The sequence below is a fragment of the Terrabacter sp. 01T434 genome, from assembly GCF_056398545.1.
Genome location: NZ_JBFTPP010000002.1, coordinates 424,910 through 439,161, shown reverse-complemented (window position 1 = coordinate 439,161; position 14,252 = coordinate 424,910). Strand labels below are relative to the sequence as shown.

15 protein-coding genes are annotated in these 14,252 nt (G+C 66.0%); 2 read left to right on the top strand and 13 right to left on the bottom strand.

All coding sequences use genetic code 11. From position 1 onward, the window contains the following. Positions 1-7: 7 nt before the first annotated feature. Genes AC1DIW_RS07275 through AC1DIW_RS07265 form a run of 3 tightly spaced genes read right to left on the bottom strand, consistent with a single transcriptional unit; the run spans position 8 to position 1,021 of the window. Positions 8-271: a hypothetical protein gene (locus tag AC1DIW_RS07275; RefSeq protein ID WP_478107042.1), complete on the bottom strand. Its 264-nt coding sequence runs from the start codon at positions 269-271 to the stop codon at positions 8-10. A 4-nt stretch (positions 272-275) separates the two neighbouring features. Next, positions 276-521 (bottom strand): hypothetical protein, encoded by a 246-nt coding sequence (locus AC1DIW_RS07270; protein WP_478107041.1) that lies wholly within the window; start codon positions 519-521, stop codon positions 276-278. Positions 522-532: 11 nt separating this feature from the next. After that, positions 533-1,021 carry a plasmid replication, integration and excision activator gene (locus AC1DIW_RS07265; protein WP_478107040.1) on the bottom strand — a complete coding sequence of 163 codons (489 nt, stop codon included), beginning with the start codon at positions 1,019-1,021 and terminating at the stop codon, positions 533-535. Positions 1,022-1,896: 875 nt separating this feature from the next. On the opposite strand from AC1DIW_RS07265, the gene AC1DIW_RS07260 reads away from it, so the two are divergent. Both AC1DIW_RS07260 and AC1DIW_RS07255 read left to right on the top strand, forming a co-directional pair. After that, on the top strand, positions 1,897-2,547 hold the full coding sequence (locus AC1DIW_RS07260; RefSeq protein WP_478107039.1) for an iron-containing redox enzyme family protein: 651 nt from the start codon (positions 1,897-1,899) through the stop codon (positions 2,545-2,547). Then, on the top strand, positions 2,544-3,407 hold the full coding sequence (locus tag AC1DIW_RS07255) for a hypothetical protein (RefSeq protein ID WP_478107038.1): 864 nt from the start codon (positions 2,544-2,546) through the stop codon (positions 3,405-3,407). The genes AC1DIW_RS07260 and AC1DIW_RS07255 overlap by 4 nt, the downstream gene beginning before the upstream one ends. Positions 3,408-3,413: 6 nt before the next feature. Here AC1DIW_RS07255 and AC1DIW_RS07250 read toward each other — a convergent pair whose 3' ends face one another. The 10 genes from AC1DIW_RS07250 to AC1DIW_RS07205 form a co-directional block, all read right to left on the bottom strand. Further along, complete coding sequence (locus AC1DIW_RS07250) at positions 3,414-4,664, bottom strand: MFS transporter (RefSeq protein ID WP_478107037.1); 1,251 nt, start codon at positions 4,662-4,664, stop codon at positions 3,414-3,416. Then, complete coding sequence (locus AC1DIW_RS07245; RefSeq protein WP_478107036.1) at positions 4,661-4,882, bottom strand: DUF397 domain-containing protein; 222 nt, start codon at positions 4,880-4,882, stop codon at positions 4,661-4,663. The genes AC1DIW_RS07250 and AC1DIW_RS07245 overlap by 4 nt, the downstream gene beginning before the upstream one ends. A 19-nt stretch (positions 4,883-4,901) precedes the next feature. Beyond that, positions 4,902-5,717 (bottom strand): helix-turn-helix domain-containing protein, encoded by an 816-nt coding sequence (locus tag AC1DIW_RS07240; RefSeq protein WP_478107076.1) that lies wholly within the window; start codon positions 5,715-5,717, stop codon positions 4,902-4,904. A 101-nt stretch (positions 5,718-5,818) separates the two neighbouring features. After that, on the bottom strand, positions 5,819-6,337 hold the full coding sequence (locus tag AC1DIW_RS07235; RefSeq protein ID WP_478107035.1) for a hypothetical protein: 519 nt from the start codon (positions 6,335-6,337) through the stop codon (positions 5,819-5,821). Between the two features lie 163 nt (positions 6,338-6,500). Continuing rightward, positions 6,501-7,622, bottom strand: coding sequence for a C40 family peptidase (locus AC1DIW_RS07230; protein ID WP_478107034.1), 1,122 nt, complete (start codon positions 7,620-7,622; stop codon positions 6,501-6,503). A 1-nt stretch (position 7,623) separates the two neighbouring features. Further along, on the bottom strand, positions 7,624-7,890 hold the full coding sequence (locus tag AC1DIW_RS07225) for a hypothetical protein (protein WP_478107033.1): 267 nt from the start codon (positions 7,888-7,890) through the stop codon (positions 7,624-7,626). A 349-nt stretch (positions 7,891-8,239) separates the two neighbouring features. Then, positions 8,240-10,264 carry a hypothetical protein gene (locus tag AC1DIW_RS07220; protein WP_478107032.1) on the bottom strand — a complete coding sequence of 675 codons (2,025 nt, stop codon included), beginning with the start codon at positions 10,262-10,264 and terminating at the stop codon, positions 8,240-8,242. Positions 10,265-10,289: 25 nt separating this feature from the next. After that, positions 10,290-12,911, bottom strand: coding sequence for an ATP-binding protein (locus tag AC1DIW_RS07215; protein WP_478107031.1), 2,622 nt, complete (start codon positions 12,909-12,911; stop codon positions 10,290-10,292). Beyond that, a complete protein-coding gene (locus tag AC1DIW_RS07210) occupies positions 12,908-13,357 on the bottom strand; it encodes a hypothetical protein (protein WP_478107030.1) in 450 nt (149 codons plus the stop codon). The genes AC1DIW_RS07215 and AC1DIW_RS07210 overlap by 4 nt, the downstream gene beginning before the upstream one ends. Positions 13,358-13,364: 7 nt before the next feature. Beyond that, entirely contained in the window at positions 13,365-13,616 is a 252-nt protein-coding gene (locus AC1DIW_RS07205) for a hypothetical protein (protein ID WP_478107029.1), read from the bottom strand. Between the last annotated feature and the right edge of the window lie 636 nt (positions 13,617-14,252).

Genomic DNA, 14,252 nt, shown 5'->3' with positions numbered 1-14,252 from the left:
CGACCGCTCATCGGGCGACCTCCCTGATCAGAGAACGACGCGTCACACCTATCTCCATCACGACGAGCCCCATGGCGCTGGAGAGATGGCTGGCCTGAAGCTGCAACTCCTCGTTGGGAGCACCCCTCACACGCCGAGCGAAGCGCTGGAGGTCGACCGAGGTGTCGATCGCCCCCCGCTGCAGTGCCCTCATCGCCTCGTCGAGCTCGGCCGCTCGCACGTCGAGAAATGCTGTCCAGTCCGACACTGTGCCGATGGTCGTCGCAGACATACCGTCACCTGATCGTTTGCCGGATGGCGTGCTGAAGGCACTCGACGGCCTGCGTCATGGACCGGTTGGCCGACCGGATGCACAGGACCAACTCGTCGTCGGGCACGTCCCTGAAAGAGCTGTAGACCGATCGCAGCTCCTCATCCATGTCCTGGAGCCGGCGCAGCCGCTGCTGTAATGCCCGGTCGAGGACGTCGTGGTGAACGCCGAAGGCCTCGGCCCAGGCCGTTGAGTCAACCGTGTACTTCACAGCGCACCGCCCTACGCGGCCTTGTTGGGCGGAGTGGGCGTCTGCGAGGTCGACCCGTCACTCGTCGTCCTTGCAGCCGCTGACTTGCCCGGCGCAGACATGCCGTCGGCGCGAAGCGACCATGCGGCCTGGGCTCCACACCGATGAGATCGGCCGTCCTCCGGCGGGCGGCACTTCGACGAGTCCACCCAGAGAGTCCCAGTCAGGTTCCCGAACACGACGAGTGTGAACGGTGACGTCCCGTCGTTGGCCGGTGGGACCGGTTGGACCTTGCCGAGCATCTTGACCGAGACTGTCCGGTCCTTCTTGCGCGCATCCGGGTCCGCATCGACGACGTCGACCGACCACACCGGCAGACCCGTGTCAGGGTCGATCTGCTGGACGCGGTTCTCACGCGTTGAGCGGTCGAAGTCGACGACTGGGGTGACCTCCGACACGAGGTAGGCGCCATGAGGGAACACCTCGTCGTGCCCTAGCTGAAGCTTGCGTGCGACTGCCATCTTGAACTCCTCTGACTGGCCGCGATGCCGTATGCACCACTGCATAGACTCATGTTATGCACATATGCATGACTTTGAACAAGAGGAACTCGCAAGCGCCGGCGTGTCGGGGGGTCTGCTTGGCGCAGCACCGTCTCTGAGTCTCCCCGCGCGGGAACCTCGCCCGGATACCCGGGCAATCGTTGCGGCAGCGGTGCCGTACCCGTGAACGGCCCGCGACAGCGGCGGCGGAACGACGCTGGCCTCGCAGCGCTGGCCGGTGGCAGGGGGACGCGAATGACCCCTCAGGGCGGACGTTTTGACTCGCCAAGTCGACGGAGAATGGATGACCGTCGGCGTCGGCCATCGCCGGTGAGGCGATCACGCGCGGCGGGCTCGCGACCGGGCGGATCTTGATCGACGCGATGGGCGCACTGTCCACGCCAGCCCGGGGGTCACGGCACGATGACGCCCGCGGTCCCGCCCTGTGTGCTGACGCACCCCTTGCCGCACCTGTCACAGTCGCAGTGGAGGTCACCGTCGTCAGCGCTGCATACCTTCCGTTTGTGGTGGGTTTGGGGCGGGCGGTTCATTGGACGTCGCCGTGCCGGCACCGGTGCGGGGCCGGGCCCGCCAGCAGCGGACCGCTGTTTAGCCAACGACACCGGAGGTCACCGTTCTGAGTGGTTCCTGCCCACGACCTTGCCGTCATTGCGACGCATCGTGGAGTGGCACGGACAGTTCGCGGATACACCCCCGATCACTGAAGACCTCTGGAAGGATCAGTCGCGCCTCGACCCTCGTCTAGGCTGAGCTCGACGTCGCTCCGAGCAGACAACGCGGAGAAAGGAGTCCTTGTGGAGTCTAGGCGGGATTGGAGTCGCCGCTTGCGACGAATGGCCGACTCGGCGGGAGTCATCGACCATGAGTTCTTCCATCACTTAGACCGTGGATCGGACTCGCGCAGGCTCCTTTCACTTTGGGCCATTCAGGACTACTTCGTATCTCGCCGATTCCCATGCCTGATCGGCATCATTGTGGGTCAAATTGATGACCCTGAATCCCGGCATCCAATGGTCCAAAACCTGTGGGAGGAGCACGGCGAAGGTGCCCTGCAAGGAACGCACTACTCTCTGTACTGCGACCTCCTGCAAAGCATGGGTCTCCAGAGAGATCCGCCAGCGTCGGCGGCCGAGGTTGAGACCACACGTTTCGTCAAGGTACAGGAAGACCTAGCCAAGTCAAACGTATTCGCGGGCCTGGGAGCCTTCTGTTACGCCAACGAGTACCTGACAGTCGCTGAGTTTCGCCCTATTTGGCGCGCCGTGAAGGAAGAGTTCGACACGCCGAGCCTCAGGTTCTTCGAAGAAAACCTCAAGGTTGACGCACGCCACGCTCGACAAACCGAAGATACTATTGAGTCACTCCTTCGTACTGAGGCAGACATCCTTGCAGTCGAGCAGGGAGCCATTCAGGCACTCGAGGCGAGGAGACAGTTTTACGATGCCATCGTTAATCGCTGGGCGCTCCCGATGGGAGCGGTGTGACCACTGGGGAGGATAGTAGCGCTGAATCGTCGTGGGCAAAGCGCATATTGAACAGCCCGCTGACTAATCTTGCCGCGGGACTCTTCACCGTCGCCGCGGGTCTGATTGCGTCCTACCTCCTAGGTGCCGCTTCTGTTCCCGGGGTGCTGGCGGCCTGCGCACTTCTTATGATGACCATAATCTTGGCTGCAGGGGTCGGAGGGTTCGTGTCTCGGGAGCTCGTTCTCCCTGAGTTCCGACGTGAAGTAGAGCACATGCGGGATCGCGTGCTGAAGGCCGTCGATGGCCTTCTTAGTTCGATGGCGGGATTAGATCGCCGACTAAGCATTGTCGCCGGCACTTCGACGGTGAGTGACTCCTCGGTCTTGGCCGACACGCAGTTTGCCGCTCTGGAAGCCGCCGAGGATGTATCACGTGTGCTTATCGTAATTAAAGAGATGGGCAACGAATTTCAGGACGAAATCGACGAGCGAGACGCGTACGTCGATTACGCGCGCATTGTGATAGAAAACGTGACTCGCGGAGTTCGCTATACATATGTCACGGAAGAGAGTGGCGTCAATGGCCATCGGGCTCGTCAGATGACGCGCAAGGTCGGCGAGGCCGCCAAGGGGCGAATCGGCGTTGTCCAAGTTGCTCCTTCTACGTGGGAAAAACTGCCCTTCCCCGTCGAGACCGTATTCATGGTGAATAAGGACAATGCCATCTCGGGTTTCATGTTGGTTCCGAATGCAGCGCCAAAGGAATCGCGAGTCTGGGTGAAGTTGGCGCCGGAATTTCGTGATCGTTGGTGGGCCACAGTCGAAGCTTTGCTGCCCGAATCTGAGGCGCTCGGCGAGGTTGAACGCACAACGGGATAATGCAGATCAGGGTGCGTCTCGGGTGCCGTTGGTAGGAAGCTTCCCCGCCCAGGCTGCGAGAAGGCCCCCAGCGAGCCCGGCCATAACTCCAGCCGTGAGCAATGAACTCGACAACCCGCCAGCGTTGGCGATCATGCCGCCCGCGATCGCTCCAAGCGCAGCGACACCTATCCCGGCGACTCGAGTCGTGGCACTCACGCGTCCCAGCAGCTCGTCAGGGGTCAGCCGCTGGCGGGCAGTTCCTCCGAGAACTGTGACTGACATCGATGCCGCTCCGACCAGGGCAATCGCAACGCCGGCGATCCACGGGTTGGGCGACACGAGCACCAACAGCCAGCCGCACCCTTGGGCCAGAAGTCCGGCGCCATAGATGCCACGGGCCGGAAGTTGGCGACCAATCTTGGGCACGAAGTAGCCAGCCGCCAACCCGCCGACGGCAGAAGCCGCCAACAGGAAGCCAAATCCCGTCTCTGTCACATGAAGACGCTCGCGTGCGAAGAGGACGAGCGTCGAGTAGGCGACGTTGTAGACGAAGTTGAAGATGGCCATGCCGACCGTGAGCAGTCGCAGTTCGCTGTGGCGGGCGAGGTAGCTGAGGCCTTCTCGGACCGAGCGGAACACGGGCGGGTGCTCGGCGACGGTCGGCGGCGGCGCCATCCGGCCCAGCCCCACAAGCAGTGCAGCCGAGATGAGGAAGGCGATCGCATTGCCGAAGAAGGGAATCGAGGCGCCAAGGACGAAGAGGGCGGCTCCGAGAGGTGGGCCGACCATACTGCGGCCGATCAGGTCCAGTGACCAGATGCGCCCGTTGGCGGTAGCGAGCCGTTGCTGGTCACGGCCGACGACAAGCGGCAGTGCGGCCTGCGCAGCCGGGTCGAAGAAACAGCCCGCGACGCCAAGCAGGAAGACACATGCCACGAGTGCCCACAGCTGCACAGCGCCGGTGAGGACGGTGACCGCAAGCGCGCCAGCGATGACGGCCCGGACGACGTCGGCCACGACCATCGTTGTGCGCCGCGGCCACCGGTCCGCGAGTGCTCCCGCGGGCAGACCCACGACCAGCCATGCGGCATACGTAGCCGCAACTGTTAGCGAGACCTCAAAGGGGTCAGTGGTGAGGCGGGCGGCGAGAAGTGGCACGGCGGCGAGCACCATGCCTTGTCCAGCGATGGAGACGCCCGTGGAGGCCAGCAGCCGATTTAGACCTCGCCCTAGCGAAGCGTCGGCCGGCTGCTGGCTCGCCATGGCTTCGGTCATTCCGTCGTCGTCAGTACGTCGTACTCGAACTCGCCGTCCCGCACGCCGCCCATGAACGCGCGCCATTCAGCCTCAGTGAACTCGAGGATCGGACCGGAACCGTGCGCCTTCGAGTCCCTCACCCCGATCAGCCCTGCGGACTGAGCTACCTCGACGCACGCGCCGGTGTCGCTGTGCACTGACTTCCGCCATGCTGCGAGGCTCCAGTCGGGTTCCATGACTTCCCCTTTCATCGCGTCACGACGCCCAGTAGCGCCGCGCGGCCTCGATCGCCTGACGTGACCCTTCGGCGTCGAGAGCGTCCTTGTGCAGCCCCCGGAAGAGCTTTTGGTATGCCGTGATATCGCGTTCAGCGGACAAGTAGAGGTCCGCTGTCTGGCTCTCGCAAAGCACCACGGGTGAGCCCGTCTTGAACTCGTAAAGCACGAACGAGCTGGCCGCGAACGTGGGGACCACTCCCCCGATTTCCAGGACTCGCAGGTCGGCGTAGCCGGCGTCGACGAGCTCGAGCAGGCGAGTCATCTGCGCGGCCATGTCCGCCGACGTGGCGCGTGGAGAGCGCCGCAACGCGGACTCGTCCAGTATCGCCTCGTAACGCACGCCGCGGCGGTGGGCCAGGAGCTGCTGACGCTCCAGCCGCGCCGGTACGACGGAGTCGGCCTTCAGGCCCGCTGCTTCGCAGATCGCGGTGGCGTAGGCGGCGGTCTGAAGCAGACCGGGGATCCAGGAGGTCTGGTACTGCCTGAGCCGCTTGACCCGGGTCTCGACGGCCTCGACTGCTGCCTGACGCCTCGGGGCACCGCCGGCACTGACGACCCACGCGCCCTCGAGCCCACTGCTCCTTGCAACAGACCCGAGGATTTCGGCGCGAACCTCCTCGGCGACCCCGTAGTAGGCGAGGAGCTCGGCAACCTCGCTGACTGAAGCGCCGAAGCGACCTGTCTCCACGCGAGAGATCTTCGACTGGGACCACCCCAGGTCGCGTGCGACAGCCGATCCGGAGATGCCAGCCGCTTCCCGCATCCGCCGCAGCTCGAATCCAACTTCCGCCATGTTGCCCTTCCATGCACTGATGAATAGGACAACGATATAGACAGCGAGTCTCGGGGCACGACCGGCCGCGCCGCGACGGCGGCTTGCGCACGCTGCTGACCTCACTCGACCCAGAGCTCCTCGGCTGGGACGTGACCAACGGTGCGGTCGGTCTCGGTGTAGCTGCCCTGATGCCAGCGGTACCACTGATCCTCGGTGACCGCGGCGACCGCAAGCGTTCCGTCGCTGCTCATCACTGGGCCCGAGACGGCGCGCAGATCGACGTCGTACCTGCCGTTGGCCAGGGCACGAACGAGGCGAGATCCGAGGAGGTGCGGCCGGCCGGCCGCCAAGCTCAGTGGCTCGACTCGGGGTGCGTTCGGATCCTCGAGAACCGGTCGCAACCACGACCCCTCTGGCGAGAATCGCGAGCGCGGAACCTGTACGAGCTCCTCTACCCAGACACGGGAGATGTCGACGTAGACTGCCGCCTCGGCGGATCCCAGGTAGTAGTCGCGCTCATCGAGCAGCTGCACCCCGGGCTCCTTGAGGCCGGCGGCGGCGATTACGTCAGCGGAACCGATCCGGAGATCCGTGCGCCAGCCGTATGCCGTGAGCTTGCCCTCCTCGAATGTCGTCATCAGGAACCGTGCTCGGGCGCCGCGCGGCACCGCATCACCGGCACGCAGCCGACGGACGAGCATCGCCGGCACGCCGAGAGCCAAGTCATCAGTGGGCTCGTCTCCCCAGCCGTAGGCACCGACCAGAGCGCCGAAACGTGTGTCGACGTCGCGGGGCGTCAGTTCATCCACGGTTTGCCGCCCCCGGAACGCTGGACGCCTGCTGAGACACGCGGCCCACAAACGCCAGCTCGCTCTTGTAGTAGTCCACGCTCAGGAAGTCGTGGACGACCTCGACTGTGAGTCCTGGTCGAGGAGCCTGCACGATGCCTCCTTGGCCGTCGTACATCGCCACGTGGTGGAAGTAGTCGGGTGGATCGCCGGGAGTGTGGAGGAAGACGAGGTCGCCTGCCCGCCATGCCTTTGGGTCGGACGGAAGCCGGGTGACACTTGCGGCCTGTGCGCTGGCCAGGCGCGGCAGGTCGACTCCCGCCTTGTGCCAGGCGTACTGGACCAGGGAGGAGCAGTCGAATCCCAAGACTCCGGCGCCTGCTCCGAAGCCGACGCTTGGTCCCGCGACCGTGCCTCCGCCCCACGAGTAGGGCACGCCGATCTCCGCGAGAGCGGCGGCGACAGCTCTTCCTCCGGCCGTCCCGTCGCTGAGGAATGCAGCGTTCGCATAGCAGGCCGCGGACAGCACGGTCGGGTCCCCAACGACCTGCATGGCGAGCGGCTGCCACTTGGCGTATGCACCAGGGAAGGCGCTGCGTTGCACCGACTGAGCGGCATCGGTAACCGACATCCGTTCGAAGTCGGAGATGTCGAGCAGCCCAGGCTGTCCTTGGTGGCCACCGGTGTAGAACATGCGCGCCGACTTCGCGGGATCCATGCGGTCCGCAGTGCTTCCCCAAGCGGTGCGTTGTTGGAACAGGCCCACGCTGTCACGGTCCCCGAACGGCACGTTGACCAAGTTCGACTCCTGCATCGCGGTCGCGACGGCGATGACCCAACCGTAGGCGGGAACTTTCAGCTCGCGCCCGACCGCCACGATGGTCCGCGCGTTCGAGGCCTGCTCCTTAGTGAGGCCGGTGACCCCAATCGTTGCGTTGGCTGCGTCTATGGCCGCCCCAGGACAGCCACCTCCACCACCACTAGGCGCTTGCTGATGACCGGATCCGCCGATCAACGCCACAAGCAACACGATCGCGAGGCCACCGGCCAGGACGATCGGCAGCACGCCCATGAGGATGCGGCGCAGCCTTCGCCACACCAAGGCACGTCCCGCGACGACGAGTGGTGCGACCATGTCAGCCGTTCGCCGATAGGGGGGTGAGCGCCGGCTTCGGGGCGCCGGGGACATCGTTTGCGGGTTCGAGATCGCTCACCAGGCACGATGCTCCAGACCTCTTGATCGAGACATCGACGCGGCCCCCGTCGGTGGCAAACCGGAAGGCCGTGGTCGCCGACACAGTCAGCACTGCGACCGGCTGGCTGGTGACCTTGCTTGCTGGCACGCGCGCGGGGTCAGTGTGGCTCAGCTGAGCGATGAACTCGGGGCGCGCGTAGGGACGCATGCCTCCCAGCCACTCCGCTGGCGTCAACTCAGCTCGCACCCAAGCGTTCATGAACGCCGTTGCGACTTCTTGACACGGGTTGTTCTTGGCCGGCCCAGTGGAGGCTGGTGCACCGGCCCCGGTCGCGGCTGCTTTCGGCACGGGCACGGGCACGGTCGTGTGCGTCGCCATGAGCGCTGGTGACGGTAGTGGTGCGACCGGGGTCGCAGCCGCTGGCGCGGGAGCTGGCCGTGGCGCAAGGAAGTTTGTGGCCTTGCCCACGAGTGCGAGCACGACGAGTAGCGCAGCCAGCGAGACAGTCAGGTGTCTCCACGACCAGAGGGGCCACTCGATGAGCCGCTGCAGGCGGCTACTCATGGCGCCGACCCACTTCGGACTCGCTGGGCTCGACGGTCACCATCGACTTGGTGTCGGCGTCGAACATTCGCATGCGAAGCCCCTGGCCCGTCACCTCCGCGTGCGAGTCATGCGTGCGCTCGATCGGTGTCAGGACCCTGACCCCAGACGGCACCTCGTCGACGAGGTGTCCCTCGATTCCACGGCCGGGCAGCGTCTGCCTCGGCGCGTGAAGAGCGGGGGTGTCGCTACCGTTGGGCCCCGGCCAGCTCCCCCGCGAGACCCCCGCCGTTGCTGCGATGGTCGCGCCTGCGTCAGGGACACGCTGCCCGTTTGCCGGCGCAGAGCTGGGGAGCTCGTGGCGCGGCCCTATCAACCTGCCGCCGACATGGCGTTGGGTGTGGGGGACCTCAGGCTGAGTCTGTGTGAGGGTGTCGAAGCGCCTACCGATGGACTCCGGCGGCAGGTTGACCCGTCTGACGTAGCGGGCGGGTCCGGCATCAAGCGGACCGTTGCGGCCCTGCCTCTCCTCGTCTTCAGAGGCGGTCGTACGGGTCTTCTTGGCTGCGTCCTCAGTGCCGTCATCAACGGCCTTGCGTCCGACGAAGTACCCCAGAGTGGTCCGGCCGACGTTCCGCAGCATCCCGCGTTGTGAGGTGTGCCCGAGGATGTTCGTCAGGGACAACAGGGGCATCAGGAGAACGAACGCTGCGAGCGAGACGACCAAGCAGAGGATCAGGGAAAGGATGCCCATGCCGGCGTTGTTGGCCTGCGTGATGATGGCCGCGATGGCGACACTGTGGATGGCCGAGCCGACGCCGAACGCGATGACGTTGACGACTGACGCGCCCGCGATGTTGCCGATTCGCCTGACGATGCTCGCCATAGGCGCGATGACGCCGAAGACGGCGGCTGCGGGGAAGAACATGACGAGCAGTCGCAGCATGACCAAGCCGGCGAAGACGAAGATGTCGGCGATCAGTCTGAACACTGCCGTGAAGGTCACCCCGACGAGCGCCATGAAACCGGCGCCTGCGCGGCCCTTCGCCTTGCCCTGAATCGCAGCGTAGGCGAGCGGATCCTGGTCCTGAATTTCTTGAGTAGTGGCGCCCCAGTCGTTGGCCTTCTGCTCGGTCATCTTCTGGACCCCGTCGGGCGTCGAGCGGGCGGCGGCGAGCTCGGCTCGGCTGAAGGTCGACTCGCGGAACAGCAGCTGTCCCCACTTCTTGGCCGCAGGGCTCTCGGGATCACCGAACTCCCCGCGGAGCCAGGACTGGTAGAGGATGTCGTCGACGATCAGGGCGCCCTGAGCACGGGTCGGGTCCCCCGCGCTGGGGCCGGTGAGTCCCGTAGCACTCTGGTTCACCGTGGCGACCGAGCCGGTCACTGCCTGGTCGAAGAAGCTGGCGACGCGTGTCGGGTACTGCGAGACGCCGGACAAAACGACGAGGACGAAGAGCGCCCAGACCGCGCCGGACATGACCGCCGAAAGCCGTCCGCTGATTGAGTAGAAGAGCAGCAAGGCAGCGACGCCGAGGAACGACACCATTCCCCATGGGGACCAGATCGCGTCATGCAAGCGCGTCGTGACGGTTGCAACGACGTTGTCGAGTGGATTCATGTACTGCTCGGGGTGCGCAACGCGGTTGTGGATTCCGTTGGTGGCGGAGCTGATCCACACGCCGCCACCCATGAGCGTGTTGCCGATGAACGTGTCGATGGTCGCGTCCATCTCGCCCAGTCCACCCACGCAACCGATGTCGTAGGTGCTCCACCCGAGCCCGGCGTACCCGTACTGGTCATAGACGGTGGTGGTGCGGTTGCTCGCCCACGGGTTGCCCTTCGCTGGAGCGGGGTTGGGTGCCGGGTCGAAGAAGCCCGGCAAGCCGGTGTCGGGCAACGATGCCGTCGGGGCGGTCTTGCAGTCCCACGGCGCTGCTGGCAGCGCGACGGGAGCCGCCTCGGACGCCGTCGGGTTCGCCGACGCGGGCGACGTAAGGATGAGCATCCCGGCCATGGCGAGAAGGAGCGCAACCATCAGACGGCGGACTGTGGGGGCCACGTCAGGCACTCGCTCTCTGGTCCCGCTCAAGCAGCCCAGCCGCATACTCGCTAGCGGCTGGCTCGGGCTCGTCCGACGGAGCCGCGGGGCGCTGCAGCCGGTTGCGCGCCTTGTCGGGTGCGGCCGTGGTGTTGAGCGCATCGAGTAGGCGGGGGTGGGCGGACAGGTCCATCCGGATGCGTTCGATCCCGCCAGAACCGTCGCTGAAGACGAACTCCCGCGGCCCACGCAGTCCGTCTCTGGATGGCCTGGAGAGAGTGCCGAAGATCTGCTCGTAGCCGAGACCATCCCGTATCCCGGGGATGAACCTCAGGGCGTCTCGTTGAGCGTCCTCACCCGTGAGGCGCCCGATGAAGGCGGCGGAGCAGAGGTTGGCCAGGTCGAGCTTGAGCAGGTCGGCCGGATTCTGGGAGGCCATGAGCACGCGGGTGTTGTGCTTACGCGAGTCGCGGGCGGCGCGGTCGATGAATCGGCGTCCGCTGGAGAACGTGGACAGCGCCCACGCCTCGTCGATGAAGATGCCCTTGCGGGCGTGGACATCGCCGAAATACATGCCGCGCTGGGTGAGCCAGGCGGCGAGGTACATGACACACATCGACAGCCGCTCGTCGAGGTCCTCCCCGCCTCGGGTGCTCTCATCGGGCAGTGCCAGACCGCGCAGGGAGTACACCGTCAGCAGAGGGTCAGCATCGCTCTCGCCGGGGGGACGTCCCGCCGGGAAGATGAGGCGGCCGTGACTGGTCTTCGCGGCTTCCCGGAGGAAGTCGGCCATGTAGCCGGCGTGACGGGCGAGCTCCGTGTCGCCGGTGGGCTCACCGTTGGGCCCTCGGTCGAGCGATGCGAGGGCGGTGACGACCTGGTCACAGGAGGACCAGGCGTTGGCGGGCACAGCCCCGACGGCGCGCATTAGCGCGACCTCCGACAGGACATGTTCCTGCAGCTGCTTGGGCAGCATGGCGCGCAGCACGCTGCTCGTGAGGAGTCGCCGGGTGTCCTTCGCTTGCTCCATCGCGGCGCGCCACGCGGCCTCGTCGGGATAGTGCTGCCGGTTCGGCTCGGCGATGACGCGGTAGGTGGACAGCGATCCTGGAGCGGCGTCGAGCAGGTCGACGGCACGGGAGTATGCGGCCAGTTCGGGCAGCTGGGTCAGTGCCGTGAGTCGGCCCGACGGGTCGAGCACGGTCCACGGGACCCCTTGGATGACGGTGCGGTAGATGATGTTGCCGCCGGCTGTGGACTTGCCGCCTCCGAGGCCTGCGCAAAGGACGGCGAGTCCCGACTCCTCTTCCCGCTCGGTGGCTAGCCACGGCTCCCAGGTGACGACCCGGGCGGAGGTGCCGGATGTCTGGCCGAGGTGGATCCCGACTCGGTCGCCGACTGTGGCCGTGGCCGCGGGAACCGCGGCGGCGATGGTTGTGACAGGCATGCGGCGCCGGTAGGCGGTCGAGCCCAGGCGTTCGCCGGGGATGAACTCACGGGCGACTGCGTACTGGTCCTGCGGGCGGGCGATCGTGATCTGCGGCGCGTACAGCTTGCGCACGAGGCTGGCCCGGTCGACGGCCTCGTCTTCGGTCGCCCCGGAAACGGCGATGCGGTACCAGCCCGTCGTGCGGGTGGAGAGGCCCGACAGCCCCATTGAGATCTCGTCCTCGACGGCGAGGGCACGGTTGGCCTGACGCTCCAAGGCTCCGGGCGCGGGCTCGTGGTGCTCGAGCTCGTAGTGGTTTGCTTGCGCGCGGATCTTCTGGATGTTGCGGCGCATGGCGGCCCCAACCTTGGCGGCGTCCTCGACGAGGATGCGGCCAGACCACTCGACCGGAAACGGCAGCTCGTCGGTCCGCTGCATCCACGGGATCCCGGGCGGGATTTCGAGGTCGGTCATGCGCCCGACCGACAGAACGCACACGTGACGTTCGATCCGACGATCATCGTGCTCGCCGACCACGCGGATCGTGCGGCCGTACGGAGTGGCGAACCAGTTCACCTGATCGGTGAACTCGCTCAGGTCGTCGGTGTCCCAGGCGGGGTCCTCGACGCCCCCCAGGGTCAGCGGGGCGGGCAGTCCTAAGGAGCATGAGCGGTGCAGAAGCCACTCGAGCTGCTGCGGTGAAGCAGGGGCACCTTCGATCCCGGGAGAGCCCATCAGCTCGTCGGTGGCCCGGACCTGCTTCTCGAGAGCGGTGACCTCTCGGTGCGAGACCGCGCCGCCGAGAGTGTCGCTCAGGCTGTCGCCGATGGAGCCGAGGGCCTTGAGCAGCGGGCTCCGGCTTGGGATCTCGACTCCGAGGTACACCTCCTTATCTGCCATCGACAGCGACGCCAGACGGTACTGGTCGGTCGTGAGGTGCTCCCCCCATGCGGGCAACGGGGCCGGCGCGTTCGCATCATGGTCGCGCGCCCACTTCGCCACGGGATAGGGGCGGGTCGTGACGCGCAGGTGCACCTCTCGCCTGGCCAGCTGGGACAAGACATCGGCACCGTCGACGATGAGCTGCTCCCGGACGCCGTCCGGCCGGAACGACCAGCCCTGAGGGTCGAGCAGGTACCACGCCATGACCTTCTGAGCAGTCACAGTGCAGTGCCCAGAGATCCGACGCAGCGCCAGGCCTCGCTTGCCGCTCATGCGCTCGTCCCTTCGATAGTGACTTCTCGTTGCGCGACGGCCGCTTCACGCTCGACCTGACACTGGGCCCTGCGTTGGGCCCGGCTCGGGCGCGAGGGGACGGCACGCACTCGAGCCGGGCGGACTGCGCGCACCGCGACCTTCTGGTTGTCACGCGGCGCGGACACCTCGTGCGCGAACGCGGCCAGCACCGCGCTGAGGGGTCGGTCAGGGTTGACGACCGACAGGATCAGCCGAGTCAATCCGACCGTCGCGAGGAGGCTGTATGCGAAAGAGAAGAACCCGAGCCCGATGCCCAGACGCCGCTCGACCATCTGCAGCAGGACGAACACGACAGCACCGACCATGTACGCGCTGTATCGGGCTCTGAAGGGCAGGGTCCGGTTGGGCGGCCCCAGCCAGACGGAGTTGACGTTGTAGATCTCGTCATCGACGGGAAGACGCATGATCAGCTCATCCCGTGACCAAGGAGGCCATCCACGCGCCGAGACTGTCGGCCCGGCCACTGGTGGCGAGACCCAGCACGGCGAGCGCGATGACTACGCCAGCGACCACTCGCATGGCCTTGGCGTTGTCTCCGCGCTGCGCGAGGACGAACAACATGGTGGCCACCAAGAGCAGCAGCAGAGGGATGATGTTGGACTTGATCCAGCCCTGCAGGCCGGACGTGCCGGCAGCGGTGACCAACGTTGCGATGGTGCTCATGGTGTCCCCTTCCAGACGGAATCGGGCAGATCGCCCAATCCAGAGCACCGCGACACCTGCACGAAGGACGAAGAAACACGCCGGGACCTGACCAAGTCTTGAAGCAGCTCTCACCCCCCGTTCACCGAGGGTGGTCCTCGAGGGGTGAGCGGACGGTCGGGTTTCCACGAGTACCGAACCACCTCGACGAGGTGCGGAGTCTCAGGCGCCGAGGACGAGGGAGGGAGGCGTCGCGCATGGTTGAGTCCCACAGCCTCACCACTGCCCACGTCAGGCGCATGGCTGAATCTCCAGACCCGCTTGGCTGGGTTTCATACGGCGCCTCGCGCGGATCCGGAGGTGGGTCACGCCATTTCGTCACTGCGCAGACGGACTCGCTCGGCCCCGTCTAAATTGCCATGCTGAATGGGAGCTCGACACGCTTCAATGCGATTGCCCACCGAGGACTGCGAGCGAATCCTCCTCATCGGCAAGGGCAGCAGACGTCGGCCGCGCACCTAGTCGAACGGGTCATTCGATAGCTCTACCTCGACGCGATCAGCTCGAGATCAACGAGCTCGCGTTCGAAACGCTCGGCTGCCGCACACATGCGGGCCACCGAACACTCGCGGGCCACCCCGCCGCCTCCACGGCTTG